Origin of the sequence: Acinetobacter sp. UBA1496, assembly GCF_002324975.1 — a bacterium.
GTDB classification, from domain to species: domain Bacteria; phylum Pseudomonadota; class Gammaproteobacteria; order Pseudomonadales; family Moraxellaceae; genus Acinetobacter; species Acinetobacter variabilis.
Genome location: NZ_DCRI01000014.1, coordinates 1 through 26,305 on the forward strand (window position 1 = coordinate 1; position 26,305 = coordinate 26,305).

At 44.8% G+C, this 26,305-nt stretch carries 26 protein-coding genes; 15 read left to right on the top strand and 11 right to left on the bottom strand.

What is annotated here, in order from left to right:
* Positions 1-170 precede the first annotated feature (170 nt).
* From B3143_RS01145 to ubiG, 3 genes are read right to left on the bottom strand one after another with little or no spacing between them, the layout of a single operon-like run.
* Positions 171-917: a YciK family oxidoreductase gene (locus B3143_RS01145; protein WP_004781375.1), complete on the bottom strand. Its 747-nt coding sequence runs from the start codon at positions 915-917 to the stop codon at positions 171-173.
* Positions 918-966: 49 nt separating this feature from the next.
* Positions 967-1,656: an HAD family hydrolase gene (locus B3143_RS01150; RefSeq protein ID WP_286739226.1), complete on the bottom strand. Its 690-nt coding sequence runs from the start codon at positions 1,654-1,656 to the stop codon at positions 967-969.
* Positions 1,653-2,381 (bottom strand): bifunctional 2-polyprenyl-6-hydroxyphenol methylase/3-demethylubiquinol 3-O-methyltransferase UbiG, encoded by a 729-nt coding sequence (gene ubiG / locus B3143_RS01155; protein ID WP_286739228.1) that lies wholly within the window; start codon positions 2,379-2,381, stop codon positions 1,653-1,655. The genes B3143_RS01150 and ubiG overlap by 4 nt, the downstream gene beginning before the upstream one ends.
* A 226-nt stretch (positions 2,382-2,607) precedes the next feature.
* Between ubiG and B3143_RS01160 the strand changes: the two genes are divergently transcribed.
* Positions 2,608-3,225: a thiol:disulfide interchange protein DsbA/DsbL gene (locus tag B3143_RS01160; RefSeq protein ID WP_004781380.1), complete on the top strand. Its 618-nt coding sequence runs from the start codon at positions 2,608-2,610 to the stop codon at positions 3,223-3,225.
* Positions 3,226-3,323: 98 nt separating this feature from the next.
* On the opposite strand, the gene B3143_RS01165 is transcribed toward B3143_RS01160, so the two are convergent.
* Positions 3,324-3,953 (bottom strand): TetR family transcriptional regulator, encoded by a 630-nt coding sequence (locus tag B3143_RS01165; RefSeq protein WP_286739232.1) that lies wholly within the window; start codon positions 3,951-3,953, stop codon positions 3,324-3,326.
* Between the two features lie 194 nt (positions 3,954-4,147).
* Between B3143_RS01165 and rph the strand changes: the two genes are divergently transcribed.
* Together rph and B3143_RS01175 are read left to right on the top strand one after the other, a co-directional pair.
* Entirely contained in the window at positions 4,148-4,864 is a 717-nt protein-coding gene (gene rph, locus B3143_RS01170) for a ribonuclease PH (RefSeq protein ID WP_004781384.1), read from the top strand.
* Positions 4,865-5,015: 151 nt separating this feature from the next.
* On the top strand, positions 5,016-5,138 hold the full coding sequence (locus B3143_RS01175; protein WP_005232802.1) for a hypothetical protein: 123 nt from the start codon (positions 5,016-5,018) through the stop codon (positions 5,136-5,138).
* 87 nt (positions 5,139-5,225) lie between these two features.
* Here B3143_RS01175 and nadC read toward each other — a convergent pair whose 3' ends face one another.
* Positions 5,226-6,071: a carboxylating nicotinate-nucleotide diphosphorylase gene (nadC, locus tag B3143_RS01180; RefSeq protein ID WP_286739234.1), complete on the bottom strand. Its 846-nt coding sequence runs from the start codon at positions 6,069-6,071 to the stop codon at positions 5,226-5,228.
* A gap of 181 nt (positions 6,072-6,252) precedes the next feature.
* Between nadC and ampD the strand changes: the two genes are divergently transcribed.
* The gene (gene ampD / locus B3143_RS01185; protein ID WP_286739235.1) at positions 6,253-6,825 is read left to right on the top strand and encodes a 1,6-anhydro-N-acetylmuramyl-L-alanine amidase AmpD; all 573 of its coding nucleotides are present in this window, start codon (positions 6,253-6,255) and stop codon (positions 6,823-6,825) included.
* Positions 6,826-6,902: 77 nt separating this feature from the next.
* Entirely contained in the window at positions 6,903-8,453 is a 1,551-nt protein-coding gene (murJ, locus tag B3143_RS01190; protein ID WP_286739237.1) for a murein biosynthesis integral membrane protein MurJ, read from the top strand.
* Positions 8,454-8,537: 84 nt separating this feature from the next.
* Here the strand turns inward: murJ and B3143_RS01195 are convergent, their stop codons facing one another.
* Positions 8,538-8,696, bottom strand: coding sequence for a DUF1328 domain-containing protein (locus tag B3143_RS01195; RefSeq protein WP_004647174.1), 159 nt, complete (start codon positions 8,694-8,696; stop codon positions 8,538-8,540).
* 192 nt (positions 8,697-8,888) lie between these two features.
* Here B3143_RS01195 and B3143_RS01200 point away from each other — a divergent pair, with 192 nt between their 5' ends.
* A complete protein-coding gene (locus B3143_RS01200) occupies positions 8,889-9,341 on the top strand; it encodes a YcgN family cysteine cluster protein (protein ID WP_004781392.1) in 453 nt (150 codons plus the stop codon).
* A gap of 43 nt (positions 9,342-9,384) precedes the next feature.
* Here the strand turns inward: B3143_RS01200 and B3143_RS01205 are convergent, their stop codons facing one another.
* Positions 9,385-11,517 carry a putative bifunctional diguanylate cyclase/phosphodiesterase gene (locus tag B3143_RS01205; RefSeq protein ID WP_286739239.1) on the bottom strand — a complete coding sequence of 711 codons (2,133 nt, stop codon included), beginning with the start codon at positions 11,515-11,517 and terminating at the stop codon, positions 9,385-9,387.
* A gap of 267 nt (positions 11,518-11,784) precedes the next feature.
* Here B3143_RS01205 and B3143_RS01210 point away from each other — a divergent pair, with 267 nt between their 5' ends.
* Positions 11,785-13,059, top strand: coding sequence for a replication-associated recombination protein A (locus B3143_RS01210; RefSeq protein WP_286739240.1), 1,275 nt, complete (start codon positions 11,785-11,787; stop codon positions 13,057-13,059).
* 268 nt (positions 13,060-13,327) lie between these two features.
* On the opposite strand, the gene purC is transcribed toward B3143_RS01210, so the two are convergent.
* The 3 genes from purC to dapA are packed head-to-tail and all read right to left on the bottom strand — an operon-like array spanning position 13,328 to position 15,603.
* The gene (purC, locus tag B3143_RS01215) at positions 13,328-14,047 is read right to left on the bottom strand and encodes a phosphoribosylaminoimidazolesuccinocarboxamide synthase (protein WP_004781395.1); all 720 of its coding nucleotides are present in this window, start codon (positions 14,045-14,047) and stop codon (positions 13,328-13,330) included.
* Between the two features lie 38 nt (positions 14,048-14,085).
* A complete protein-coding gene (locus B3143_RS01220; protein ID WP_004781397.1) occupies positions 14,086-14,691 on the bottom strand; it encodes a hypothetical protein in 606 nt (201 codons plus the stop codon).
* Positions 14,692-14,703: 12 nt separating this feature from the next.
* Positions 14,704-15,603: a 4-hydroxy-tetrahydrodipicolinate synthase gene (gene dapA, locus B3143_RS01225; protein WP_286739242.1), complete on the bottom strand. Its 900-nt coding sequence runs from the start codon at positions 15,601-15,603 to the stop codon at positions 14,704-14,706.
* 729 nt (positions 15,604-16,332) lie between these two features.
* Here dapA and mhpT point away from each other — a divergent pair.
* The 4 genes from mhpT to ppk1 all read left to right on the top strand — a co-directional run bounded on the left by mhpT (position 16,333) and on the right by ppk1 (position 21,697).
* A complete protein-coding gene (gene mhpT, locus B3143_RS01230; protein ID WP_286739244.1) occupies positions 16,333-17,538 on the top strand; it encodes a 3-(3-hydroxy-phenyl)propionate transporter MhpT in 1,206 nt (401 codons plus the stop codon).
* Positions 17,539-17,771: 233 nt separating this feature from the next.
* Positions 17,772-18,401, top strand: a complete 630-nt coding sequence (pncA, locus tag B3143_RS01235; RefSeq protein WP_286739246.1) for a bifunctional nicotinamidase/pyrazinamidase — start codon at positions 17,772-17,774, stop codon at positions 18,399-18,401.
* Positions 18,402-18,508: 107 nt separating this feature from the next.
* Positions 18,509-19,456 carry a bile acid:sodium symporter family protein gene (locus B3143_RS01240; protein ID WP_286739247.1) on the top strand — a complete coding sequence of 316 codons (948 nt, stop codon included), beginning with the start codon at positions 18,509-18,511 and terminating at the stop codon, positions 19,454-19,456.
* A 177-nt stretch (positions 19,457-19,633) separates the two neighbouring features.
* Positions 19,634-21,697 (top strand): polyphosphate kinase 1, encoded by a 2,064-nt coding sequence (gene ppk1 / locus B3143_RS01245; RefSeq protein WP_286739248.1) that lies wholly within the window; start codon positions 19,634-19,636, stop codon positions 21,695-21,697.
* Positions 21,698-21,793: 96 nt separating this feature from the next.
* Here ppk1 and B3143_RS01250 read toward each other — a convergent pair whose 3' ends face one another.
* Positions 21,794-23,047, bottom strand: a complete 1,254-nt coding sequence (locus B3143_RS01250) for a hypothetical protein (RefSeq protein WP_286739249.1) — start codon at positions 23,045-23,047, stop codon at positions 21,794-21,796.
* A 77-nt stretch (positions 23,048-23,124) separates the two neighbouring features.
* Between B3143_RS01250 and serB the strand changes: the two genes are divergently transcribed.
* From serB to B3143_RS01270, 4 genes are all read left to right on the top strand, one after another.
* Positions 23,125-24,345 carry a phosphoserine phosphatase SerB gene (gene serB, locus B3143_RS01255; protein WP_004781413.1) on the top strand — a complete coding sequence of 407 codons (1,221 nt, stop codon included), beginning with the start codon at positions 23,125-23,127 and terminating at the stop codon, positions 24,343-24,345.
* Between the two features lie 417 nt (positions 24,346-24,762).
* Positions 24,763-25,098, top strand: a complete 336-nt coding sequence (gene aciT / locus B3143_RS01260) for a ciprofloxacin tolerance protein AciT (RefSeq protein ID WP_034703185.1) — start codon at positions 24,763-24,765, stop codon at positions 25,096-25,098.
* A gap of 140 nt (positions 25,099-25,238) precedes the next feature.
* Positions 25,239-25,718 (top strand): SCP2 sterol-binding domain-containing protein, encoded by a 480-nt coding sequence (locus tag B3143_RS01265; protein WP_004281258.1) that lies wholly within the window; start codon positions 25,239-25,241, stop codon positions 25,716-25,718.
* Between the two features lie 68 nt (positions 25,719-25,786).
* Positions 25,787-26,293: a hypothetical protein gene (locus B3143_RS01270; protein ID WP_180178858.1), complete on the top strand. Its 507-nt coding sequence runs from the start codon at positions 25,787-25,789 to the stop codon at positions 26,291-26,293.
* Positions 26,294-26,305 lie beyond the last annotated feature (12 nt).

Genomic DNA, 26,305 nt, shown 5'->3' on the forward strand with positions numbered 1-26,305 from the left:
TTTATGTCGAACTCAGGTTAGAGATAAGAGAGATCTGGCTGATTCAGCCTGAAATCTGGATGAATTGGGCAGGAGAATAAGCAGCTTTCAAATGAGCCTTATCTTTATAGAGTTTAAAAAACAAAAAAGCCAATGCGGACATTGGCTTTTAAATAGGTGTCAATTAGAGCTTAATCTTGAGCATCAATACTTTGACCGTTCATATGCAAGCTATCTTCACCCATGAGGTACAGATAAGCTGGCATGATAGAATCCGGTGTCGGTAAGGTTTTCGGATCTTCATTCGGATAAGCCTTGGCACGCATTGCCGTACGTGTAGCGCCTGGATTGATACAGTTAAAACGGATATTCGAATTGACCCGCTCTTTGGCGAATAATTGGCTTACTGCTTCAATCGCAATTTTTGAAACTGAATAAGCGCCCCAGCATTCCCGGGCTTCACGCCCTACACCGGAACTGGCAAAGACCACAGAAGCGTGTTTGGATTTTTCCAGCAGAGGTAACAGGGCTTGGGTAATCACAAAAGGCGCACGAAGATTAACCGCCATGACATCATCCCAGACATTAACCGGATAATCTGCTAGTGGCACTCGCTCGCCTAAAATACCGGCATTATGCAAAATCCCGTCCAGACGGCCAAACTGGCGATCGAGCGTGTCGAGCAATAATTCATAATCACGTTCAGAGGCGCTAGATAACTGCAATGGGAGAATGGCAGGTTGCGGCGCACCCAAACTTTCAATCTCGTCATAGATGACTTCAAGCTTGTTTAAGGTACGCCCGTGCAGAACTACAGTTGCTCCATGCAGGGCATAGCTGATTGCTGCTGCACGACCAATGCCATCGCCCGCACCCGTGATCAGGATGATACGATCTTTTAACAGATCGGGGCGAGGTTGATATTCTGAATACTTCATTATCTACCTCCTCATTATTATTGTTAAGTGTCTTCAGTAGTTTCAGGAATCAAGACAGGACACTTGGCTCGCTCAAGACCAGTTTTTGAATGTGCTGATGTAACTCATTCACTGTATTCACTATATAGTCGGCTTGCCAGGCTGTTAAGTCATCTTTGTATTGCAGTGGTAAATAACCGTATGCTGCCAGTATGGTATACATCTTGGCATTGCGGCCTGCATCAATATCCCGTGGATGGTCACCGATATAGATACAGTCCTCTGCAGCCAGCTGTAACTGCTGGGCAGCCAGATACATTGGCTCCGGATCTGGCTTGGTTCGGGTCACATCTTCCGGACAGACCAGTACAGCACAGCGCTCGGTCAGGTTTAAAGCTTTGAGTAAAGCTTCGCTCAACCAGCGCGGTTTATTGGTTACGATTCCCCAAGGGATATCATTTTCCTCTAATTCTTCAAGTAGAGGATACATTCCGCTGAACAGGTTGGTATCTACTGCAATATCTGCACCATACATATCCAGAAAACGCTGGCGATGCTCCAAGAAAACCGGATCTTCCAGTTGTAGTTCCGGATAGACCAATTTGACCATAGCACGTGCACCTTCTGAAACCTGGGTACGGATCAGATCAGCTTCCACCACGTCACGGCCGGCTTCACGGCACATATGCTGGATAATCCGGATAAAGTCAGCTGCGGTATCAATTAAAGTACCATCCAGGTCGAATAGAACCGCCTTCATTGGTCGGCCTCTTGCGTGCTTTCTTTAACGGTATACACCATATAGTTTACATCGACGTTCGGTGCCAGCCAGTAACGTTTGGTCAGCGGATTATAGTGCAGGCCAGTCATGTCTTTTAATTTTAAACCCGCATTACGGATGTCGTGTGCCAGCTCAGACGGCTTGATGAATTTGCTGTAATCATGTGTACCTTTGGCCAGCATACGCAGGATGTATTCTGCGCCAATGATCGCGAACAGATAAGATTTTGGATTACGGTTAATGGTCGAGAAGAATACATGGCCACTCGGTTTGGCCAGTTTGTAACAGGCTTGAATAATAGAGGCTGGATCAGGTACATGTTCCAGCATTTCCATACAGGTCACGACATCGTATTGACCGGCTTGCTCTTCTGCGAGTTGCTCTACCGGAATCTGACGGTATTCAATATTGCTGACACCTTCCTGCTCGGCATGGATGCGTGCCACATTCAGTGGCGCTTCGCCCATATCAATGCCCAGCACCTGAGCACCACGGCGCGCCATGCTTTCTGACAGGATGCCCCCGCCACAGCCTACATCCAGCACTTTCTTGCCGCTCAAGCCACCAGCATGTTCATCAATCCAGTTCAGACGCAGCGGATTGATCATATGCAATGGGCGGAACTCGGAATGCTGATCCCACCATATAGCTGCAAATGCTTCAAACTTGGCAATTTCTTGTGGATCAACATTCAATTGCGACATCGGTGTCACCTCAATCAGTCGTGATTATTTAAAATTTAAGTTCACCCGCAGGCGGTATAAACAGATTTAACTTCTTGTAAATCAGTACACTTGTTTAGTGTAGCGATTCTGGAAAAAAAAGCGATAAAAGCTGTAAAAAAGTTCACAGAATAAAAACGAAATCGGCATAATTACTTTATAGTGAAGCCATAAATTAGACATAATGATTTAGAGGACGATAATCCCAATGAAAAAATTTATTTTAGGCACTGTAGCCGCATCTGTTTTGGCATTTTCTGGCAGTGCAATGGCCGCCAACTTTGTAGCAGGTCAAGACTATCAAGTCCTGGCGAATCCAGTAAAAGTTGAAAAGCCGGGGAAAATTGAAGTCCGTGAATTCTTCTGGTATGGCTGTGGTCACTGTTATTCTCTTGAACCACACATGCAAAGCTGGTTAAAAAAATTGCCTAAAGATGTACGCTTTGTACGTACCCCAGCCGCAATGAATCCGCTATGGGAACAGGCAGCTCGTGCGTATTATGTGTCTGAAGCTCTAGGTGTTCGTCAAAAAGCACATTTGCAGCTATTCCATGATATTCATGCCAAGAAACAGCCAATTCTGGAACAGGCTCAATTGGCCAAGTTCTATACCCGTTATGGTATTTCTGAAGCGAAATTTAATACCACTTATAAATCATTCCCGATTTCTTCAAAAATCGCACAGGCCAAAAATCTGGCTGCGACTTATCAGTTAAGCGGTGTACCAGCGGTAACCGTAAATGGTAAGTATGTAGTTCAGGGCGATGATGCCAAAGTGGTTCAAGTGGTGAATTATCTGGTTGAAAAAGAGCGTAAAGCTAAATAACACCAGATCTGCATGAATCTAAAAACCCGCAGCTATATGCGGGTTTTTTTATGTCAGGATAAAATTGAATTGTGAAATAGATTTCACTCAGATGAGACTCAGGTTTGAGATAAACTTCCACGAAATAACAGTTCTAACTGCTTTAGGCTTTGGGCTTTGAAGTCATTTATCCGAGTTTGTCGCAGTTCAAGATCAGGCTGTGCCTGAAGCTGAATCCAGCCCATAGCCCAGTTTAATGCGAGAGGAACCAGAATCTGTGCCAGTGCAATTAACTCGGCTGGAGAAGGAGATTGCTGGGTGGCTGGAATCTGTTCCAAGGTATGCCGCAAGTCTTGGGTCAGATAATGAATTTCCCGCTCAATCCCTTGTCTGAGAATATTGGAACCGCCCCAACGTTCGGCACTGACAAATGTCCAGGCTTCGGGATGAGCATCAACTGCCTGAAAAAACAGTTCGATCTTAGATGAAAGCTCATCCAGAGAAAAATCTGCAGATCCCAACTGATTCAGCACACCTTTGAGATGAATCGACACCTGATCCAGAAGTTCCAGTCCCAACTGTTCCATATTCTGAAAGTGTCGATAAAATGCGGCAGGCACCAGTCCGACTTCATGAGTGATTTCGCGCAGGCTGATGCTGCTAAATGCATGGCCACGGCTGCTCAATGCCAAGGTAGCATCGAGGAGGGCCTGACGGCTTTGTTGCTTGCGTTCTTCACGTAAAGACATAGGGATTTTCCTTCGGCAGATTTGCAGTTTAGCAAAAAACATCTGTCCATCGCAGTAGCGCAGATGGACTGAAAAATCTATACAAGCAAAGCGTGTCCAGTGATTTTGTAAATGATCTGTCCTCTGTTCCAATCTTGGCGGAGGCTTCTGTTATACTGAGCCGCAATTATTTTTAGTCAACAGCAGGACCTATTATGCGTATCGACCAACGAGCATTAGATCAATTACGTGAAGTGAAAATTACCCGTAACTATACACGTTATGCGGAAGGTTCCGTATTGGTTGAATTTGGTCATACCAAAGTGCTGTGTACTGCCAGTGTGGACAGCTCTGTACCGCGTTTCCTGAAAGGCCAGGGTCAAGGCTGGGTAACAGCAGAATATGGCATGCTGCCACGTTCAACACATACCCGTAGTGATCGTGAAGCTGCTCGCGGTAAACAAAGTGGCCGTACTCAGGAAATCCAGCGTCTGATCGGTCGTAGCCTACGTTCAATGGTCGACCTGAAAAAACTCGGTGAAAATACCATTACTATTGACTGTGACGTGATCCAGGCAGATGGGGGTACCCGTACTGCATCAATTACGGGTGCTGCAGTAGCATTGATTGATGCCATGAACGTATTGCTTGAGAAAAAGAAAATCAAACAGGACCCACTTAAAGGCCTGGTAGCAGCCATTTCTGTAGGTATTTTCAAAGATGAAGTCCTGCTGGATCTTTGCTATGAAGAAGATTCAAACTGTCAAACTGACTTGAATGTCGTGATGACCCAAGCAGGTGAATTTATTGAAATCCAAGGTACTGCTGAAGATAAGCCATTTACCCGTGAGCAGTGCAATGACATGCTGGCCATGGCTGAAAAAGGGATTCAGGAACTGATCAAGAAACAGCAAGAAGCTTTGGGCTGGTAAGTCTTTCAAGCTGTAAAAAAACGCATCTTCGGATGCGTTTTTTTATTATAGTTACACATTGCCTGACAAAAAATGAACAGGATCTGTCTACTGTGTAACCCCTGTTTTAAGCGATGATCCTTCAACCAAATCTCATTCAGAGGGTTATAACATGAAAATATGGTTGATGGCATTTTCAGTATTTGCTGTACTGGGTTTAACTGCCTGTGACTCGAATTCTCGTGATGAAAACCGTGATGGTGCAAATATGGAACGAGGAAGTGATACCAATTAACAGAGTAGAGACCATTCAACCTCTATGATTTATATCCTTGAGAATAAGAAAAAGGGTGCTATGGCACCCTTTTTTATGGATAAAACTTTAACCATTAAAACGCATCGATAGATCAATGGCTTTGACATCTTTGGTCAATACGCCCATCGAAATATAGTCTACGCCTGTACTCGCCACTTCACGTAAGTTATCAATAGTGATATTGCCTGAAGCTTCCAGTTTACAGCGACCAGCCACATGTTTAACGGCCTCAATCATTTGCTGCTGACTAAAATTATCCAGCATCACGATATCAGCTTCGGCTTCTAGGGCCTGATTCAGTTCATCCCAGGTTTCAACTTCCACTTCCACCGGTTTACCCGGTGCAATCTGATGTGCCTTGGCAATCGCCTGGCAAATGCCACCAGCCGCCATAATATGATTTTCCTTAATCAAGAAAGCATCGAATAGGCCCAGACGATGATTCTGACCGCCACCGATAGCGACTGCATATTTTTGGGCAATACGTAAGCCTGGCAAAGTTTTACGGGTATCTAGGAGCTTGGTATTCAAACCGTCCAACTCTTTGACATAATTTGCCGTCTTGGTCGCAACTGCAGACAGCGTCTGTATAAAGTTCAGGGCAGGGCGTTCTACAGTCAGCAGGCTACGTGCAGAACCAGCCAGTTTTAGAAAAGCTTCATTGGCAGCGACATGATCGCCGTCATTTTTTAGCCAGATCACTTCTACACTCGGATCATAGGCCTGAATCAGGGCATTGACCCAAGGCTGACCAGCAAGAACCATTGCTTCACGGCTAATAATCGTGGCAGTCGCCTGTTCATCTTCAGGAGTCAGCAAGGCAGTAATGTCACCATCACCAATATCTTCGGAGAGTGCCTGTTGAATATTGATCTGAATCGACTGTTCTAACAAAGCCTGAGATATGCTCATGAGTATTTCCGTATCTTTTTTAGCCGTGAAAAATTGTGCGTTATCTTAACACCGTTACATTAAAATGAGCGATTTTTCATACAGCCTGCCGGGATGAATTGAGATTTGCCTATGAAAGTTTTAGCATTAAGCCGGCTGCAATCCTGATATTGCAGATTTTATTTTTGTACAGGACAGTTTTATGCAACAGGCAGCTGAGTTTCAAATCCGGGACGGGCAATTGCTCGGGGCGCGCCAGATCCCTTCTCCAAATTTTAATCAGCGGCCTGAACATACCGACATCCAGTTACTGGTGATCCATAACATCAGTCTGCCGCCGTCACAGTTTGGTGGTGGCTATATTGAACAGTTTTTTCAGAATCAGCTGGACTGGTCAGTGCATCCGTATTTTCAGACTATTGAAGGCATGCAGGTATCGGCGCATCTGCTGATTTTGCGTTCTGGTGGAGTGCTGCAGTTTGTGAATTTTAATGACCGGGCCTGGCATGCCGGTCGTTCCAGCTATCTGGCCAAAAAAGAATGTAATGATTATTCCATCGGGATTGAACTGGAAGGCAGTGATGACCTGCCGTTTGAACAGGTACAATATGATGCCTTGGTCAAAGTTACCGCCTGTTTGCAAGACTATTATCCAAAAATGCAGCAGCATATTGCCGGACATTCGGACATTGCACCGGGACGTAAAACCGATCCGGGACCATATTTTGACTGGTGTGCTTTTCGTGCCCAGTTACAACATTATAAGAACCCATGACCCTTCAGGAAGTCATGTGATTAAGCAATGAACTTCTTTTGCAAGTTTCATTACAATAGGCCCAAATTAACTATTAGGTGAATAGGATGGCGCTTTGGCGTTCGACCGTAATTGTCAGTGCGATGACCATGTTGTCGCGGGTTCTGGGATTGGTCCGGGATGTGGTTTTACTGAATGTATTCGGTGCCGGTAAAGATTTCGATACCTTCGTGGTGGCATTTCGTATTCCAAACTTTTTCAGACGGCTGTTTGCAGAAGGGGCATTCTCCCAAGCCTTTATTCCGGTACTGACTGAATATAAAACCAGTCGTACTCATGCGGAAGTGCAGATCTTGATCAGCCGGGTCTTTGGCTGTTTGGCCACTTTCATGACCACCCTGACCATGATTGCCATCATTGCCGCACCGGTAATTATGTATATCTATGCACCAGGCTTCCATGGTGATGAAGCAAAGTTTGCGCTGGCCACAGACATGTTCCGTCTGACTATTCCTTATCTGCTGTTTATGTCATTGACGGCTTTTGCCAGCAGTATTCTGAACAGTTATGGCTCTTTCAGTACGCCAGCCTTTGCTCCGGTCTTATTGAATATTGCCATGATTGCTGGTGCGCTCTGGCTCACGCCTTTTATGGCAGAGCCGATTATGGCGCTAGGCTGGGCTGTCGTCATTGCCGGGATTTTACAACTGGCAATCCAGATTCCAGAGTTATGGCGTAAAAACCTGCTGATTCCACCGAAAGTAGACTTCAAGCATGAAGGGGTGGATCGCATCATGAAGCTGATGCTACCCGCTTTGTTTGGTGTATCTGTCACCCAGATCAACCTGTTACTGAATACGGTTTGGGCTTCTTTCATGCAGGACGGTTCAGTGTCCTGGCTATATAGTGCTGAACGGATGACCGAGTTGCCATTGGGTCTGATTGGTGTGGCAATCGGTACCGTAATTCTGCCGTCTTTATCCACACAGCATACGGAAAAGAACCCGGAAAAATTCCGCGGCATGATGGACTGGGCAGCGAAAGTTATCGTACTGGTGGGTTTGCCAGCCAGTATTGCCTTGTTCATGCTGTCAACACCGATTATTCAGGCATTATTTGAACGCGGACAGTTTACTTTTGAAGATACCCAGATGACGGCGCTGGCATTGCAATGTATGAGTGGCGGTGTAATTGCTTTTATGTTGATTAAAGTCTTTGCTCCCGGCTTTTATGCCCAGCAAGATACCCGTACACCGGTACGCATTGGTTTAATGGCTGTAGCAGCCAATGCGATTCTGAACGTGATCTTTATTGGTTTCTTTAAACTAATTAACTGGGAAGCGGAACATATGGCGCTGGCACTGGCTTCGACCGGTTCAGCCATGGTCAATGCGGGTCTGCTATATTTCTATCTGCATCAACGCAATATTTTCCGTTTTGGTGCGCACTGGAAAAAAATCTTTATGCAATTCATGTTTGCCAATGTGGTGATGATTGCGGCCTTGGCCTATGCACTGAGCTGGTACAATGGTGATGTATCACAGTGGATGCGTGTACTGGAAGTGCTGATTTTATGTGTGGTCGGGGTAGTGGCGTATTTGGCCGCGCTGGTCGCTGCTGGTTTCAGACCACGCCATATCAAACCGTAATCCATTTTGGGCGCATAAAAAAACAAGAGCCAAATGGCTCTTGTTTTTTCTGTAGGAAACTTTTCCTTAAGCAGAACTCAGTCGCTAGACCTTGCCGCGAGAAAGGAAACCAACAATGGCAAGAATAACGGCAATCACCAATAAGATAATCGCGAAATCCTTAGATAAGCCTGCTACTCCACCGAAACCAAGTAGACTGGCAATTAAGGCAATCACAGCAAAAATAATAGCCCAGCGAAACATATCAATTCTCCATGTGTTTTTATTCTCAAATCCAGTATAGGAATATTCGATTTTGGGCACTGTTAGTGTTTTGTTGATGTACTGTCTCTGATTTAACAATAGTTTACGTGATATTAATAAGATTCACGTCCCTACATTTCCTTTGTTGAGACTTGGTATAATAAGCTGATTTTTACCATAGCCGTTTTGATTATGTCTGATGCCTTACGTCCATACTTCTGGAAAAAATATAGTCTCACTGAGCTGACGCCAGAAGAATGGGAAGCGCTTTGTGACGGTTGTGGGCTTTGCTGCTTGATCAAGCTGGAAGATGAAGACACCCACGAAGTTGCCTATACCAAAGTGGCTTGCAAATTACTGGACTGCAAAACTGCCCGCTGTTCGGATTATCCGAACCGGCTGCAATATGTGCCGGATTGTATCCAGCTAACCCCTGAGAAACTGGACACTATTCACTGGTTACCATCAAGCTGTGCTTATCGCCGAGTTGCTGAAGGGAAAAGCCTGCCATCCTGGCATTATCTGAAGACAGGTTCACGACAAAGCGTAATTCAGGCCAAAAAATCTGCTGCTGGTCGCTGCTTAAGTGAAGTCGATATTGATGAAGATGAAATTGATGAATATATCGTGCGCTGGGTGCGCTAACTGTTAGCGCAATCCAGCCCAATCAAATGATTAAATAAAAAAATTAAGCTGCCTGTTGCAGCAGTTGCTGTGCTGAAGACCCCGACATAGGTCGGTAAAAATAAAAACCTTGTCCGATCTGGCAATCACAATTAATCAGCGTGTCCAGCTGTTCGGTATTCTCAATACCCTCGACCAATACATCCAGAGAAATACTGGAACCAATCTGGGTAATGGCTTTGACAATGGCCAGCGCAGACGGATCATTGTTCATGCGTTCTACAAAATTGCGATCAATCTTGATGCAGTCGACCGGATATTCCTGCAAACGGGTCAGGGAAGAATGACCGGTACCGAAGTCATCCAGAGAAATATGAATTCCATGTTTTTTCAGCAGGTTTAGTGCCCGGATCACATAATTGGCTCCGCCTTCGGATAAGCTCTGCTCGGTAATTTCCAGCTCAACCTTATGCGCAGGAATATCGAATCGGGACAAACGAGCCAGAAATTTCTCAGCATAATCATCACGCAGGAATTCAACTGGAGCTGCATTAATTGAAATTGGTAAGATATCCAGACCTTCTGCCTGCCAGCGGCTCATATCCTCAAAGACTTTCAGCTGCATGGTTTCACTGATGCGCGAAGCCAGGTCATAGTCCTGGAAAGCTGAAAAAATATGAGAGGGTAACTGGATCTGATGCTGCTGATCCTGCCAACGCAGCAAGGCTTCAAAACCAATCACCTCACCATCGGAGAGGCGAACCTTAGGCTGATAATAAGGAATAATCTGATCCGCATGAATAATCTTGCGTGCCAGCGTCAGTTGTTTGGTCATGTTTTCCAGTGATCGGAACATCTCCTGATTAAACATGCGAATCCCACCACGACCACTATTTTTCAGATCATTCAGGGCAATATCAGCGCATTTCAGCAGGTTGGAACTATTCTGGGCATCACGCGGATAAACAGTACAACCAATACTCATACCGATACTCATGCGATGGCCGACATAACTTACTGGTTGTTCCAGCTGGGCATAAGCCAGTTGTGCAGTATTAATCAGCTGGGCTTCGTTTTCCAGATTTTTAACCAGAATGGCAAACTCATCGCCACCCAGACGGGCAACGACTATATTGTTGGAGCCAAAACAGGCCTGAAAACGCTTGCCTAAAACATGCAGCAGATGGTCCCCAGCAATATGACTCAAAGTGTCATTGATATGCCGGAAATAGTCCAAGTCGATCAGGAGCAGGCCAACCATCATTTGCTGTTGCTTGGCTTTTAGCAGCACCTGTTTAAAGGTCTTATAAAAGGCATTACGATTATACAGTCCGGTCAGTTCATCACGCTGAATCACGGCTTTTAAACGGCTTTCGGCTATTTTTTGCTGGCTGATATTGCGTGAAACACACAAGATATTTTGGGGAGTATTATTTTCGTCCAGAACTGGAGTCAGCAAATGATCCCAATATTCTGGGTCCTCATTCTCCGTCTGGGCTTTTTCTACAAAACGGCTATTTAAGCCTTGAGCAGCCTGTTTTAAAGCGCGTTGTCCGGTTTTTTTAACTTCAGCGGGTAACAGGTTTAACCATAAATGCGGGGCAGGCTGCTGTTCAGGATCAATCCCTAACTTATGACAGGCTGACTGATTGATATGACGGATCTCGCCTTGTGGAGACATCACTTTAATACAGTCGACACTGGCATCCAGCATGTTTTTCTGGGTAGAAATGACCTGAGACAGTTGTTGCTGAATCTCAAAATATTCATGGATGTCTGTCAGTGATACCGACCATTGCAGCAGATGTTCCGCGGTATGCTGAAACTTAATAGCCAAGGCACACATACGGTAGCTGGAATCAGCCGATTTAATCCGGCACTGGGTATTAAAGCCTTGTTGCTGATTCAGGGCAGCATGCCATTGCTTAGAAAACGCTGGTTGATCATCTGGATGAATCAGGCTTTGCCATTCTTTAGGACCATATTCACTTAAATTGGTGCCTAAATAATCCGAAAGTGCCTGATTAAAATATTCAATATTATCTTTGCCCAGCACCCAGAGTGGATGTGGCACATCATTGATTAGGTCCTGTAATAATCTGAATTTTGCCTGTTGCTCATTAGAAGATTGTATCGAGGTTGAAATAAGCGACTCAGCGCATTCTGCAGTTGTTCGTCTAGATTTATTATGCTTCATGCATCCCCACCGATACCACCCAAAGAGCATCCAATCAGTTACTCAAGTCCATTCTAATTAATATGAGACAATGTGAAATTTACAAGCTTATTAACCTGTAATTAATCATGTTCTATTTATCTACTTTTCATAAGATTAATCCATTCATTGTAAAAAAAATAGAGCTTTCTTACATAAATTAAATTTTTCTCATAAATGTTTGAAATATTGGAATCAAAACTACCAGTGTTAGAATGAAAGCAGAATTTAATTTGAGCCAATAATAAGATGTCAGACAGTCATATCCCGCTTCCAGAACGCTTGCGGCCTCGCGACCTTACAGAAATTATCGGGCAGGATCACTTGCTTGGAGAGAATGCACCTCTGCGTCAAATGATTGACCAAGGGCATTTACCATCGATTATCTTCTGGGGTCCACCTGGAGTAGGTAAAACCACAATTGCCTTGCTACTTGCCCAAGCGGTAGACCGGCCATTTATCAGCCTGTCTGCACTCAATACTGGTGTGAAGGAGTTGCGTGAAGTCATTGCAGAAAGTGGTGATCTGCTGACGCCCGTGGTGTTTATTGACGAGATTCACCGTTTTAATAAATCCCAGCAGGATGCACTGCTGAATGCCGTCGAAAAAGGCAAAATTACCTTGATTGGTGCGACAACGGAAAATCCATCTTTTGAAGTCAATAGTGCCTTGCTGTCACGTTGTCAGGTCTATACCTTAAATGCGCTGAGTGATGAAGCGATTCAGACTTTACTGACTCAGGCGATTCAGACTGACAAATTTCTGCAGGAACGCTATATCCAGATTGAAGAATTTGACGCCTTACTGCAGTTTGCCGCTGGGGATGCGCGTAAGGCGCTCAATCTGCTGGATCTGATTGCCAGTACCTTTGAGGCTGACCAGGAAAATATCATTACCAATGCGATTGTGGTCAAAGTCGCACAGCAGAATATTGCCCGTTATGACAAGTCTGGCGAGCAGCACTATGATCTGGTCTCGGCCTTCATCAAGTCGATTCGTGGCAGTGATCCGGATGCTGCCCTGTACTGGATGGCACGCATGCTGAAAGGTGGTGAAGATCCAGTCTTTATTGCCCGCCGTATGCTGATTGCGGCATCAGAAGATATTGGCAATTCCAATCCGAATGCCTTGTTGCTGGCGGGCGAATGTTTCCGTTCGGTTCAAGCGATTGGTATGCCGGAATGCCGGATTATTCTGGGACAATGTGCGGTTTACCTGGCGACCAGTGCCAAAAGTAATAGTACGTATCTCGCCATTAATAAAGCGATGGATCTGGCTGAAAAAACGGCCAATTTGCCAGTGCCTTTACATTTGCGTAATGCACCGACCAAGTTGATGAAAGAGCAAGGTTATGGAGTGAATTATCTGTATCCACACAACTATCCGGAACATTTTGTTTTGCAAGATTACCTGCCGCCTGAGCTGAAAGGCACCAAACTGTACGAATCGGCACGTAATAAGCGTGAAGTGGAAGGCGAACGTCTGCAACAACGTCGCTGGCAGCAGGAACAACAGCAGCAGTAAACAAAAAAAAGCCCAATTCAAGGAGAATTGGGCTGAAATAGGATGTCTTGGGGGAGATACATCCTAGAGGGTAAAAGGTATAAATCTGGTCGGCAACATCAGATGGATTGCATCTGCTGAGGATGTTGCCGGAATGCAGTAATATTAAGATATGCATTGAATAATGTAAAAACGATCATTTTTATTAATAAAATTCATTTTTTCGATCATAAGATTAGACAATAAAAAACCGGGCTATTTGCCCGGTTCTTTGAAGCATTACTCGTGCTTAGATATCTTCAAGATTGATACCTAAACGTGCAGCAACTTCTTCGTACGCTTCAACCACGCCGCCTAGGCCTTGACGGAAACGGTCTTTATCCAGTTTTTTCTTGGTGTCTTTATCCCATAGACGGCAACCGTCTGGAGAGAATTCGTCACCCAGTACGATACGGTCGTGGAACACACCGAATTCAAGTTTAAAGTCAACCAGAAGCATATTACCCGCTTCGAATAATGCCTTAAGCACATCGTTCACTTGGTAAGTCAGTTCTTTCATTTTTGCCAGTTGTTCAGCAGTCGCCCAACCTAAAGCAATCGCTTGAGATTCGTTCACCATTGGATCGCCTAGCGCGTCATCCTTGAAGAACAATTCGAATGTTGGAGGCGTTAACTCTTTACCTTCTTCTACACCCAGACGACGGCATAAAGAACCCGCAGCATAGTTACGTACTACACATTCTACTGGAATCATTTTAAGTTTTTTCACCAGCACTTCAGTCGGTGTCAGCAGTTTCTCAAAATGAGTTTCAATACCAGCAGCAGCCAGCTTTTCCATGATGAAGGCGTTAAAACGGTTATTCACCTTACCTTTACGATCCAGTTGTTCGATTTTTTCGCCATTGAATGCGGACGCATCGTCACGAAAAACTAAAATCAGGTGGTCTTCACTGTCCGTGGTATAGACAGATTTCGCTTTACCAGTATAGAGCAAGGTTTGTTTTAACATGAGGGAACCTTCTACAAAAAAAAATGCCTAGAAAATGTCTAGGCTGGCCAATTTTGGTAAATCTGGTTTAACAGTTCTGCTGCTTTTTCGCGGTCGGCAAAACTGTTATCGGGATTAAACACAGCCAGGGTGTTACTCGAACCTGCGGGAGAGAGTCTTAAAACATAGGTTTGCTGATCGACCTGAATCGCTACTTCATAACGATCTTTATTTTGACCAACGATAGAATGGTTAAGGCTGCTAAGCGTGGCAAGAGTGTATTGCCATATTGTAGCAGCATTTCCATCAATTTTGAGCAGTGGATTTTGATTTCCGTCAGTGACTAATTGAGGCTTTCCTGAAAAATTTTCTTGAGTTTCATCTGCTTGAGTTGAATTTACTGGCTGTGCAGTAGGGCGTGGCATCGCAAAGCGGTTACCACGCTGATTTTCAAGCTTTGGTGCATTTTCCAGGGCAAGCGGATCCACTGTTGGAGCAGGGTACAAAGGCGTTGCAGGACGAACCATTGACCCTTCAGGATATTGCAATGGTTGCAGCGTGGTTGTTTCTTTATAGTCCAAGGTACCGTTTTTAAAGGCCATTGAACTACAACCTGCTAAACTGAATACTGAAAGTGCCAGGGTAAGTCCTAAACGTAATTGCATAATCGTTGCTCTTTATTTAATGACGCTCGCTTCTACAAGTGCCTCATGAAGCGGAGCGCGATATTGTTCTGCAAGTGGTGTTAATGGAAGGCGAATACCTGTACCAATTAAGCCCATATCATGGAGAGCCCATTTCACAGGAATTGGGTTTGATTCGCAAAATAGAATATTGTGTAAATTTGCAACCTGAGCATTGAGCTCTTCAGCACGTGTCGCATCGCCTGCAATGGCTGCAGCACATACTTCACTCATGACTTTTGGTGCAACGTTGGCAGTCACAGAGATATTGCCTTTGGCACCATGACCCATTAACTCATAGGCAGTTGCATCATCACCTGAGTAAACAGTCATATTTTTACCTGCCAGACCTTCAATCAGGGCAGCACCACGGGCTACATCACCTGTTGCATCTTTAATGCCTACGATTTGTGGAATATCTGCCAGACGGATCACGGTTTCGTTGGCCATGTCCACGCCAGTACGGCCTGGAACGTTATAAAGAATTTGAGGTAGGTCAACCGCTTCAGCAATGGCTTTATAATGCTGGTATAGGCCTTCCTGAGTCGGTTTGTTGTAATAAGGAGTAACCAGCAGGGCAGCATCAGCGCCAAGTTCTTTGGCTTCCTGAGTCAGCTCGATTGCTTCACGAGTCGAGTTTGCGCCTGTACCGGCAATGATAGGGATACGTTTATTTGCGACACGAATGATTTCTTTGATCACTTGGGTGTGCTCGCTCATGCTGAGCGTTGATGCTTCACCAGTAGTACCTACAGCCACAATGCTGTTGGTGCCTTCTGCAATATGCCACTCAACCAGCTTTTCGAGACCCTTCCAATCTACGCTGCCATCTTCAAACATGGGGGTGACGATTGCGACAATGGAACCCTGAATGGTCTGTGCTTGCTGAGTCATTTTAAAAAACTATCCTATTTGTCCATCCGAAGAGAATGAGAAAACATATTTGGGATGGGTTTGTATTTTGATTTGTAGCAAATTCAATAGATTTGCACTGAATTGAATATTGCTTATGCAAATTATGACTGATCAAACGCATAAGAACAATATGCTTTAGTAAAAGCCACTGAATTCTTTATACAAAGCCTCCAGGCAACAATCAAGTTTTAATCGTTATGATTTTTTGCTGTCCAAATCATCCTTTATCCTCCAGCAGTATGAAAGCTAATAAATTCATTCTTTCAAGGAAAAGTACACAGAATAAGTCACTTAACTAAAGAAAATAGATTCAGAGAACATTCTTTTATGGCGTTTTAGGAGGAGCATTAATATTTATATTCGATGAATTAAGAGCTAAAATATATCGAATAATAAACCTCATTTATGAGGAATAAAAAGCAAAAATGCCTGAACTAATCTTTTTTTCATATTAGTGATCAGCCCCGAATTTTTCTCACTGTTGAATTTCCGGGTTTGATGTATAAGTCTAAATCCAAAAATACTGGGATTTTAATACTTCTCATTAATTGCTTTTTTGACTTTATCGAACAGCATCTTAAAGTCATCAATTTTCTGGATTTTTCAGTATATCCGAGCAAATTGTTCAACTTATTGGTAGTTAATTCTATTTGAGCGCTCATAAATGATGGCCTCTCTTTTGAACGCTGATTGAACAAGGATATTCCAATGGAAAAATCAGACAATAAGCACGCGATCATCACGGTAGGGATCTGCTTTCTGATCGCTGTGATTGAAGGCCTGGATATTCAGGCTGGCGGGATTGCCGCTGCTGGTATTCGTGAGCACTTTGGTCTTGATAGCTCACAATTGGGTGTGTTTTTTAGTGCAGGGATTCTGGGTCTATTGCCTGGTGCACTGGTCGGTGGTCGATTTGCGGACCGTATTGGCCGTAAGAAAGTTTTAATCTGGTCAACCGCAATTTTTGCACTATTTACCTTATGTACCGTGTGGGTGAATAGTTTCCACAGCTTGCTGGCAGTTCGTTTTCTGGCGGGTGCGGGTCTTGGCGGTGCAATGCCAATCTTAATCACGCTGGCTTCTGAAGCCGTGGCTCCACAAAACCGTGGACGTGCCGTGGGCCTGATGTACTGCGGTATGCCAGTGGGCGCTGCGATCTTGTCTTTAATCGCAGCAACTGAATTCGGTGCAAACTGGAAAAATGTTTTTTACTTAGGTGGTTTATTGCCCATCATCGTGATTCCACTGATGATGTTGTGTCTGCCTGAATCTAAAGAATACTTAAAAGCACAAAACAAAACAGCCGCAGAACGTGCAGCATCTCCTCAGGGTTCATTCAAGGATCTGTTTAACTCTGACAACCTGCTTCGTACGCTTTGCATCTGGGTCAGCTACTTCTTCACCCTGATGGTGGTGTACATTATGTTGAGCTGGTTGCCATCATTGTTCATGGAACTGGGCTTCACCCGTAAAGGTGGTTCAACTGCACAGTTCTACTTCATGGTGACTGCAACGATTGGTACTGTGATTTTGGGTATGCTGACGGATCGCCTGAAAAAAGCCTATGTCATTCTGTTGATGTATGGCGGTATCCTGGCGGGTCTATTGGCACTCAACGGTGCAAGCTCACTTGAACAGATGTACATGGCCGCAGCATTGGCAGGTGCCTTTGTGATTGGTTGTCAGGGCGTACTCTATGCCTTCGGTAGTATCGTTTACCCGACTGAAGTACGTGGTACAGGGGTAGGTGTTGCTTCTGCAGTTGGTCGTATCGGCGCCATGCTTGGCCCTGCAATTGCGGGTCAGCTACTGACAGCAGGCTTCGGTGCAGCAGGGGTGATCTCGGCAGCGATTCCATGTATCGTAATCTCTGCGGTATGTATGCTATTCCTGGTCAGCCGTACCAAAGTTTAAAAATAAAAAGATGAATATCCAAAAAGCCTGCAGTGATGCAGGCTTTTTATTTCCTGGTATCAGTTCAGCTAAAGACAAATTCTTTCTATATTTTGCAGAGCAATAGCTTTTACAGTTAACTCATCATACGTTTTATCAGAATGCAGAGTCATTCTATTTTTACCTAAAGGGCTAAAAATTTTCTTTAGTTTTAGGCTATGCTTGGATGCAAACTCAGATTTCAAGGGATGAAAATGATGCAGAATGCGGCGCTGATTGTGGTGGATGTACAAAAAGGATTTACCCCAGGTGGAAATCTGGCTGTTACTAATGCCGATCAGATTATTCCGAATATCAACCGATTGGGGCAGTACTTTCAGAATATTGTGCTGACTCAGGATTGGCATCCGGCAGAGCATATCTCCTTTGCAGACAATCATCCTAATCAAGCAGCCTATGACACGATTCAGCTGGATTATGGTTCTCAGGTTCTCTGGCCGAGTCATTGTGTACAAGGAACTGAGGATGCTGAATTCCATCCGGAGCTAAACCTTCCGCAAGCCCAACTGATTATACGTAAAGGCTTTCATCAAAATATCGACAGTTACTCCGCCTTTATGGAAGCTGATCGAAAAACCAGTACCGGTCTGGCCGGCTATTTACGTGAGCGCGGTATTGATACCGTATTTATCGTGGGTATCGCGACTGATTTCTGTGTGGCCTGGACTGCGATGGATGCCTGCAAACTTGGTTTTAAGGCCTATGTCATTGCGGATGCCACCAAAGGCATAGACCTGAATGGTTCGCTACAACATGCCTGGCAGGACATGCTGGCACAGGGCGTAAAACGGATTTATCTGAAAGATATTATTAATGCTGCCTAAGCGCTGACTTAAGGCGATTAGGGCCATTTGCCATTATGCAATGGTTTATTTACTTTGAGGCATCCACAGATGCCTTGATTTCTTTTTCATGACACTTGGATTTTCCCATGTCAGCACTTCTTCAATTTAGTCAGTTTGTCCAAAAGACCTTTGCTCTATGGGTCATTCTGTTTTCAGCCATTGCCTTGATGCTGCCGGATCTTTTTGTCTGGTTACGCGCCTATATTCCCTGGATGCTGGGTCTGATCATGTTTGGCATGGGTATGACCATGACACCAGGCGATTTTAAAAGTATCTTGCAAAGTCCCAAGGCCGTTGCGATTGGGGTCGTGGCTCAGTTTATGGTGATGCCAGGGTTAGCCTTTTTACTCTGTCAGCTATTCCAGCTTCCGGCTGAAATTGCGATTGGTGTAATTCTGGTGGGCTGCTGTCCAGGCGGCACCGCATCCAATGTGATTACCTATATGGCCAAAGGTAATACGGCCTTGTCTGTAGCGTGTACTTCGGTATCAACTTTATTGGCACCGCTTTTGACTCCGGCAATTTTTTATCTGCTGGCCAGCCAATGGATTGAAATTAATGCCTTGTCCATGCTGATTTCGATTCTGCAAGTGGTGCTGTTTCCAATCATTTTAGGTTTGATTATCCGCGCCCTTCTAAAAACCAAGGTAGAAGGCTATATCCAAGTAATGCCAGTAATTTCAGTGATTGCCATTGTCGCAATTGTGGCAGCAATTATTGCCGGCAGTAAAACCCAGATTCTGGAATCTGGTTTAATGATTTTGGGTCTTGTGGCTTTACACAATGGAATGGGCTATTTACTGGGTTATTGGGCCAGTCGCATATTTCACTTGGCAGAAATTGACTGTCGTGCAGTATCCATTGAAGTGGGGATGCAGAATTCTGGTCTGGGTGTGGCCTTGGCGGCGACCCATTTTGCTGCATCTCCAATGACGGCTTTGCCAAGCGCCATTTTCAGCCTATGGCATAATATTTCAGGACCTGCTTTAGCCACTTATTGGGCTGCCAGACAAACTGAAAAAACGGACACTTAATTGCAGTTTGATGACGGCGCCTAACGAGCCATAGCATGATTTTTTATACGGTGAAAAATTAAAATATTAATTTATATGGATTTATCGAGCTTTGTAACATAAGTGTCATGAAGTCTGCCTAAGATCGCCACTCAATGATGTGAAACAACAGACTGTAATCAGCAGCATTGAGAGGGCATGGAACAATTTCAGCATTCGTCAGCGACCTATTTTAATCGGGAACTTTCCTTATTTGAATTTCAGCGTCGTGTCTTGGCACAAGCACTCGATCCGAATTTACCGATTTTAGAGCGCTTAAACTTCCTGATTATTTTTTCCCGTAACCTGGATGAGTTTTTTGAAATCAGGATTGCCGGGCTGATGAAACAGCAAGATCTGAATGCGACTACCCGGACGCCTGATGCTGTACCCACCGAGCTGATTCTACAAGAACTGTCCCAGTCCATTCATGCCACAGTGAACAAACAGTATGAGGTTCTGAATCATGCAATTTTGCCTGAACTCCAGGCGCAGGGGATTCAGTTTCTTCAATACCAGGATCTTCTGGAAAAACATAAGGCCTGGATTGCAGCCTTTTTTGCCAAAGAAGTGCAACCGGTACTGACCCCGATCAGTCTGGATCCTTCACATCCTTTTCCACGTTTGGTAAATAAAAGTCTGAACTTTATTATCAGCCTGGAAGGTAAAGATGCCTTTGGCCGTGAAATCGAGATGGCGATTGTGCCGGCACCACGTTCCTTACCCTGCCTGATTAAAATTCCGGAAGATGTCACCGGAAACAATACCACCCAGATCTTTCTGACTGCGATCATCCAGCAGCATATCAGTGATTTGTTTCCCGGCATGAAAGCGACCGGATGTTATGCCTTTCGGGTTACCCGCAATGCCGATCTGGTATTGTCGGAAGATGTCGATGATCTGGCGGTGGCTTTAAAAGACGAACTGTGTTCGCGCCGCTTTGGTCGTGCAGTACGCCTGGAAATTGAAAATGACTCTCCACAGAACATCATCGACTATTTGCTAGATGAATTTGATCTGACGGAACAGGAGCTGTACCGGATTGATGGACCGATCAATTTGTCCCGCCTGAGTACCAGCTTTGAGTGTCCGGAATTAAAGTATCCGCATTTTAGTCCGGTCATTCCGAAAATTTTCCGTAAACAGAAAAGTATTTTTGAAATTTTAAAGGCACAGGATGTGCTGCTGCATCATCCTTTTGATTCATTCCAGCCGGTGATTACTTTACTGCGCGAAGCGGCCAAGGACCCGGCGGTGCTGGCGATCAAGCAGACGCTATACCGCAGTGGTCCGGATTCGGAAATTGTTCAGGTGCTGGCAGAAGCCGCACGGAATGGCAAGGAAGTCACGGCCGTGATTGAATTGCGGGCGCGTTTCGATGAAGAATCCAATATTATGGTGGCCAATATCCTGCAAGAAGCCGGGGCAGTGGTGGTCTATGGCATCGTCGGTTATAAGACCCATGCCAAAATGATTCTGATCGTCCGGCGTGAAAATCAGGAACTACTGCGTTATGCGCATCTAGGTACCGGAAACTATCATGCCGGGAATGCCCGTATGTATACTGATTACGGCCTGATGACCACACAGCCGGATATCTGTGAAGATGTGCATCGCATGTTCCAGGAACTGACCGGCATGGGCAAAATGGCCAAACTGAAAGCCTTGCTGCATGCACCGTTTACCCTGCATAGCGAACTGCTGAAACTGATTGAGCAGGAAAAGGCATTTGCCCTAGCTGGAAAAGCCGCGCATATCATCATCAAAGTGAATGCGTTGACTGAACCGCAATTGATTGCTGCCCTCTATCAGGCGTCACAGGCCGGGGTGAAAATTGACCTCATTGTGCGTTCAATCTGTTGCCTGATTCCACAAGTCACCGGCATGTCAGAAAATATCCAGGTCCGTTCAATCGTCGGACGTTTCCTGGAACATACCCGAGTCTATTATTTTGAGCATGGCGGCGCCAAGAAACTGTATTGTGCCAGTGCCGACTGGATGGGGCGCAACCTGTTTTCCAGGGTCGAAACCTGTTTCCCGGTGCTGGATCCAGAGCTGAAAAAACGGATTTATAAAGATGGCCTGATCAGCTATTTAAAAGATTGTCAAAATGCATGGGAATTAGATGCCGATGGTCAATGGCATAAAGTCCCCTGTCAGGATCCGGCCCAGCCTTATAATGCCCAGCAATATCTGCTGGAACAAAAACAGTTAAAAATTTAAAGGGTAGTCCAAGACACGCTGGCGTATTTGTCTTGTACCCATCAAAAAGCCGGATATTGGATCCGGCTTTTTTTTAATTGCAACATTCAGGGATATTTATGACGCTTTAGACTGTTTCGATTTGAGAATCTCGGTTCTGAAGCTTTGCGCCAGTTCAGCACTTTCTGCATCCATCCCATTAACCACAAAGGCATGACGGGTCAGAACATTGGTCGGATTTGGCATGCTGACCAGCTCAAAGTGGTCCCCGATCTGTTTTAACAGGGCATTAGGAACATGCAGCGCACTTTCTTTAGCCACCAGTTGTTGCACCAAACGTTCTGCAGCCTGAACGGAATTAAGCTGCATTTCTTCAACGGCTGAAGAAATCGCGCTACGTGTCTGCAGGACAAAACGTTTTTCTTCGCGATAACGCTTATACAGGACTTCTGAAAGCAACTGGAATACTGAACTGATCATGGTCAGACAGGCGAGGGCATCTGGCTTCTCTGCCGCAATACTGATACTGGCACCTTTTTCATCAAACTTGTGCACGGTACAAATATCTGTGCTGTTCAGTTTGTAATGCTGGATGCACAGTTCAGTGGCTTTGTTCAGGAAAATCTGGCACAGGTTGAAATAAGGAACCGATACCGTTTTATTCACACTATCCAGCAACTGTTTTGGATCATAGAACTGAATATTCAAGCTCAGACTATCGGTATCCAGGACCACAGGTTTGCTGTCTTTTTCTTTCGGTTTGTTTTTCAGGGCTTGCTGTGCCTGGGCAATGGCGAGGGCGGCATTATGCTTTTCCTGTTCCAATGCCTGAGTCAAAGTCTGAATCTCGAATTTCAGTCGCGATTCATTATTGATACGTGCCAGATACTCGGTACGGCTCGGACGCGCTACTGCACGATAACCGACCCAAAGCAGACCATGAATAATAAAAGAGAACAGAATGGCAAGCCATTGAGTCCGCAGAATTTCACCAATACTTGGCTCAATCAGGGTGATTTCAATCACACCGACTTTTTTCTCGTTTTGTAGGGCATCACGGACAAAAACTTCCCCATCACGGGTCTTGGTCAGTCCACCAGTGGCTAAAACCTGACCATTCGCATCCAGGATGCGAATTGAAGCAACGCTTGGGTTAGTCGCATAACGGTTGGCCAGAAGTGCCAGAGAAACGCGGTTCGCCGGTTCAAGCTCCGCCAGGCTGTCTGTGACCAGTTGGCTCGTCATGAGCTGTCCCTGGTTGGCACGGTTATCATTCAGTTGGTGAGTCGTTGCCAATACCAGTAAAAAGGTATGCAGAGCAAAACTTACAATCAGTAGGCTAGCAAATAGCCCTTGTCTAGGCGCATTCAACGTAAACTTCCAAGGCAATTCTGTTCAATTTCGATTATGATTCTAACAATAGTTGTAGCTCAGACCCGAGTCAATTCATGCGAGAAATCATTCTTATATCATTCTTAGGACCCGACCAGCCTAATCAATTTACACGATTAATGCAGGTTTTGTCCGCTCATTCCTTACAGATTCTAGATGTGGGGCAAGCGGTCATTCATAATCAACTGACCTTAGGTATTGTTGTATCGTCTGATGACCAAACTGCAACAGCATTAGCCATGAAGGAAATCCTGATTCTAGCACATGATATCGGGTTAACAGTGCGCTTTAAACCAATCTCTGCTGCTGAATATGAACAGTGGGTAAGAGAGGGTGGCCGCACACGTTATATCGTAACGGCATTGGCCCCGGAATTAAATGCCTCTCATCTGCAAGCCGTAACCCAGATTGTGTCGAGTCAGGGCTTCAATATTGAAACCGTGACCCGTCTTTCTGGCCGTCCTGAGCTGGATGGTTCCAATACTGGCCCTAAACGTGCCTGTGTACAGTTTGGTCTGAAAGGCCAGATGCTGGATGCAGCAGCCATGCGTGCAGCCTGCTTAAGCCTGTCGAATAACCTGAATGTCGATGTGGCAGTACAAGAAGATAATGCTTACCGCCGTAATCGCCGTCTGGTCTGCTTTGACATGGACTCGACCCTGATCGAGCAGGAAGTGATTGATGAGCTGGCGATCGAAGCAGGTGTCGGTATTCAAGTCTCTGAAATTACTGAACGTGCGATGCAGGGCGAGCTGGACTTCCAGCAAAGTTTCCGTGCTCGTGTTGCTTTATTAAAAGGCATGGATGCATCGGTATTGCCAAAAATTGCAGAACGTCTGACCGTGACTGAAGGTGCAGAACGTCTGATTTCAACCCTGAAAGCACTGGGCTACCGTACTGCGATTCTGTCTGGCGGATTCCAGTATTTTGCAGAATATCTGCAAGCCAAACTAGGAATTGATGAAGTTCATGCCAACATTCTGGATGTGCAGAATGGCGTGGTGACAGGCGAAGTCAAAGGTCATATCGTAGATGGCGCACGTAAGGCTTTATTACTCCGCGAAATTGCCGACAATATGGGAATTTCTTTGGAACAGACCATTGCTGTGGGTGATGGTGCCAATGACCTGCCAATGCTTTCAATTGCAGGTCTGGGGGTGGCTTTCCGTGCCAAACCTTTAGTTCGTCAGAATGCCAATCAGGCCATTTCCAGCGTGGGTCTGGATGGTGTGCTCTACCTGCTCGGTGTACATGATAAAGATCTGAGCCGCGCGTAACACATAGCTTTTCGGTGAAATCCAACGCGGCCTTAGGGTCGCGTTTTTTTATATTTTTAGCTTAACTTTTATCGAAGGACGGCGCAGCTTGTCTATAAATACCCCGATCATCTTAAACGGAAAATATTTTTTTTAAGTTGATGAAAGGGCATATGATTTTGTAATGACACGCCAACATCGACGCAGCAATTGATCCACAAATACTGTGAAAATAAAAAATGTAATGACAAAATAATATCGCGACAAAGTATGTCGTAAGGGGAGAAAACAGGACTTTTTTTATGCAAAAAACTCAGCATAATGCATGCATAGAGATACAAATCAACACATTCCATTTTATTGATTTAACGAAATTCAATAGGTAGGACGGTTGCAATATCAAGCATACACACTATCCTTTTGGATGGAGGGGTTTATATGGTAACAGCGAATCTAGCAACTCTCGTAGGCTTTAGTTTAGTCGCCGCGGCTGTGCTTGCTGTTTTCTTCTCGCCTTATCGTCGCTGGTTAAGTTTTATGGCTGCGGGAATGCTAGCCTGGGGCCTGATCGAAGTGATTCGAGTAGGTACTCAAGCCTTGTTTGAGCTCCCGATGACATATAGCTATCTGACAGCTTTAACGGCCGTGATGGTCGTAGTGACCTTACTGTTATTGCGTGAAGATCGACGTGCAGAGCGTGCTTTGGCTAAACGCCGTTATATCGAACATACACCAGTGTATGAAGATGACCAGCAGCAGCTGTCTAGCCGTTAAGTTCTCTAATATCAGCGAAATAATGCACCTGCGGGTGCATTTTTCGTTTAGAAATATGATACAAAGTCCTGCATCTGCCTGGCTTTGATCTATGCTAGGATATTTGTCAATTTTCGTACAATTAGAATAGGCATAATTCCATGAAACTGTCCTCCATTCCTGTGCTCAAACTTCCTCTGGTTGACCTCAGTACTGATCCACTTGATTTGCTGGTCGCAGGTCTTGCATTACGTATGAAGCAGTTAGCGCGTACCAGTCCGAAATTTATTGAACTGGTACATGAACGCCAGTTCCGTATCCAGATCGGAACAGATGAGGGAATGGCACGTCAGATCGTTGTGAATAATGGTCATATTGATACCGTTTCAGGTGATGCAGAAAAAGCTGATTTTGTGCTGCAATTTGCTGATAGCGAACAGGGTGTAAAAACGTTGCTTAAAGGTGATCCGACTGCATTCATGACCGGTATGCAAAGTGGCACGATTAAAATGGAAGGCGATTTTGGTCTGCTGGTCTGGTTTAACCAAGTTGCGAAAATGATTCCACCTAAACTGCCAAAACCGGTCAAAGAAAAAGTGAAAATGGCACGCCAGTTTATTAAAGAGAAAACTGGTAAGTAGTCTAAAGGCTTATTGAATAATCATTTTTCTACTGTAAAGTACCCCCTTTATTTTTAGGGGGTATTTTTATGAAAAAATTAATTACAGCAAGTTTAATTGCTACATCGTTAACCATGACAGGTTGTGCGAGTATTATTTCAGGATCAACTCAGACCCTGACATTTAAGTCCGTTCCTGAACAAGCATCAATTTCTATTGCAAATAAATCTGGTGAAAAAGTACATACTGGCGTTACGCCTGCAACAGTGACACTTAAGCGTGGGAATGGATTTTTTAAACCAGCAGCTTACGATGTAACTTTTAAAAAAGAAGGATTCCAGACTAAAACAGTTCAAGTTACTGGCACAGTGAATGGCTGGTATATCGCAAATATTATTTTTGGTGGCTTGATTGGATTATTGATTGTTGATCCTGCGACAGGCGCAATGTATACCTTAAATCCAAGTGACATCAATGCGGTTCTTGAAGAGAATCAGACTGCCTCACAAAAAGGGCAACAATCCCTTACGGTTATGTTAGTTCAAGATATTCCAGCAGATATAATGATCCGAGCAAAATATATTACCACTCTCTAAGAGTGTAGGAAA

What these genes read in the sequence shown, in the direction of transcription:
- B3143_RS01145 (WP_004781375.1), bottom strand. Translation starts at nt 917, where the DNA reads ATGAAGTATTCAGAATATCAACCTCGCCCCGATCTGTTAAAAGATCGT.
- B3143_RS01150 (WP_286739226.1), bottom strand. Translation starts at nt 1,656, where the DNA reads ATGAAGGCGGTTCTATTCGACCTGGATGGTACTTTAATTGATACCGCA.
- ubiG (WP_286739228.1), bottom strand. Translation starts at nt 2,381, where the DNA reads ATGTCGCAATTGAATGTTGATCCACAAGAAATTGCCAAGTTTGAAGCA.
- B3143_RS01160 (WP_004781380.1), top strand. Translation starts at nt 2,608, where the DNA reads ATGAAAAAATTTATTTTAGGCACTGTAGCCGCATCTGTTTTGGCATTT.
- B3143_RS01165 (WP_286739232.1), bottom strand. Translation starts at nt 3,953, where the DNA reads ATGTCTTTACGTGAAGAACGCAAGCAACAAAGCCGTCAGGCCCTCCTC.
- rph (WP_004781384.1), top strand. Translation starts at nt 4,148, where the DNA reads ATGCGTATCGACCAACGAGCATTAGATCAATTACGTGAAGTGAAAATT.
- B3143_RS01175 (WP_005232802.1), top strand. Translation starts at nt 5,016, where the DNA reads ATGAAAATATGGTTGATGGCATTTTCAGTATTTGCTGTACTGGGTTTA.
- nadC (WP_286739234.1), bottom strand. Translation starts at nt 6,071, where the DNA reads ATGAGCATATCTCAGGCTTTGTTAGAACAGTCGATTCAGATCAATATT.
- ampD (WP_286739235.1), top strand. Translation starts at nt 6,253, where the DNA reads ATGCAACAGGCAGCTGAGTTTCAAATCCGGGACGGGCAATTGCTCGGG.
- B3143_RS01195 (WP_004647174.1), bottom strand. Translation starts at nt 8,696, where the DNA reads ATGTTTCGCTGGGCTATTATTTTTGCTGTGATTGCCTTAATTGCCAGT.
- B3143_RS01200 (WP_004781392.1), top strand. Translation starts at nt 8,889, where the DNA reads ATGTCTGATGCCTTACGTCCATACTTCTGGAAAAAATATAGTCTCACT.
- B3143_RS01205 (WP_286739239.1), bottom strand. Translation starts at nt 11,517, where the DNA reads ATGAAGCATAATAAATCTAGACGAACAACTGCAGAATGCGCTGAGTCG.
- B3143_RS01210 (WP_286739240.1), top strand. Translation starts at nt 11,785, where the DNA reads ATGTCAGACAGTCATATCCCGCTTCCAGAACGCTTGCGGCCTCGCGAC.
- purC (WP_004781395.1), bottom strand. Translation starts at nt 14,047, where the DNA reads ATGTTAAAACAAACCTTGCTCTATACTGGTAAAGCGAAATCTGTCTAT.
- B3143_RS01220 (WP_004781397.1), bottom strand. Translation starts at nt 14,691, where the DNA reads ATGCAATTACGTTTAGGACTTACCCTGGCACTTTCAGTATTCAGTTTA.
- dapA (WP_286739242.1), bottom strand. Translation starts at nt 15,603, where the DNA reads ATGACTCAGCAAGCACAGACCATTCAGGGTTCCATTGTCGCAATCGTC.
- mhpT (WP_286739244.1), top strand. Translation starts at nt 16,333, where the DNA reads ATGGAAAAATCAGACAATAAGCACGCGATCATCACGGTAGGGATCTGC.
- pncA (WP_286739246.1), top strand. Translation starts at nt 17,772, where the DNA reads ATGATGCAGAATGCGGCGCTGATTGTGGTGGATGTACAAAAAGGATTT.
- B3143_RS01240 (WP_286739247.1), top strand. Translation starts at nt 18,509, where the DNA reads ATGTCAGCACTTCTTCAATTTAGTCAGTTTGTCCAAAAGACCTTTGCT.
- ppk1 (WP_286739248.1), top strand. Translation starts at nt 19,634, where the DNA reads ATGGAACAATTTCAGCATTCGTCAGCGACCTATTTTAATCGGGAACTT.
- serB (WP_004781413.1), top strand. Translation starts at nt 23,125, where the DNA reads ATGCGAGAAATCATTCTTATATCATTCTTAGGACCCGACCAGCCTAAT.
- aciT (WP_034703185.1), top strand. Translation starts at nt 24,763, where the DNA reads ATGGTAACAGCGAATCTAGCAACTCTCGTAGGCTTTAGTTTAGTCGCC.
- B3143_RS01265 (WP_004281258.1), top strand. Translation starts at nt 25,239, where the DNA reads ATGAAACTGTCCTCCATTCCTGTGCTCAAACTTCCTCTGGTTGACCTC.
- B3143_RS01270 (WP_180178858.1), top strand. Translation starts at nt 25,787, where the DNA reads ATGAAAAAATTAATTACAGCAAGTTTAATTGCTACATCGTTAACCATG.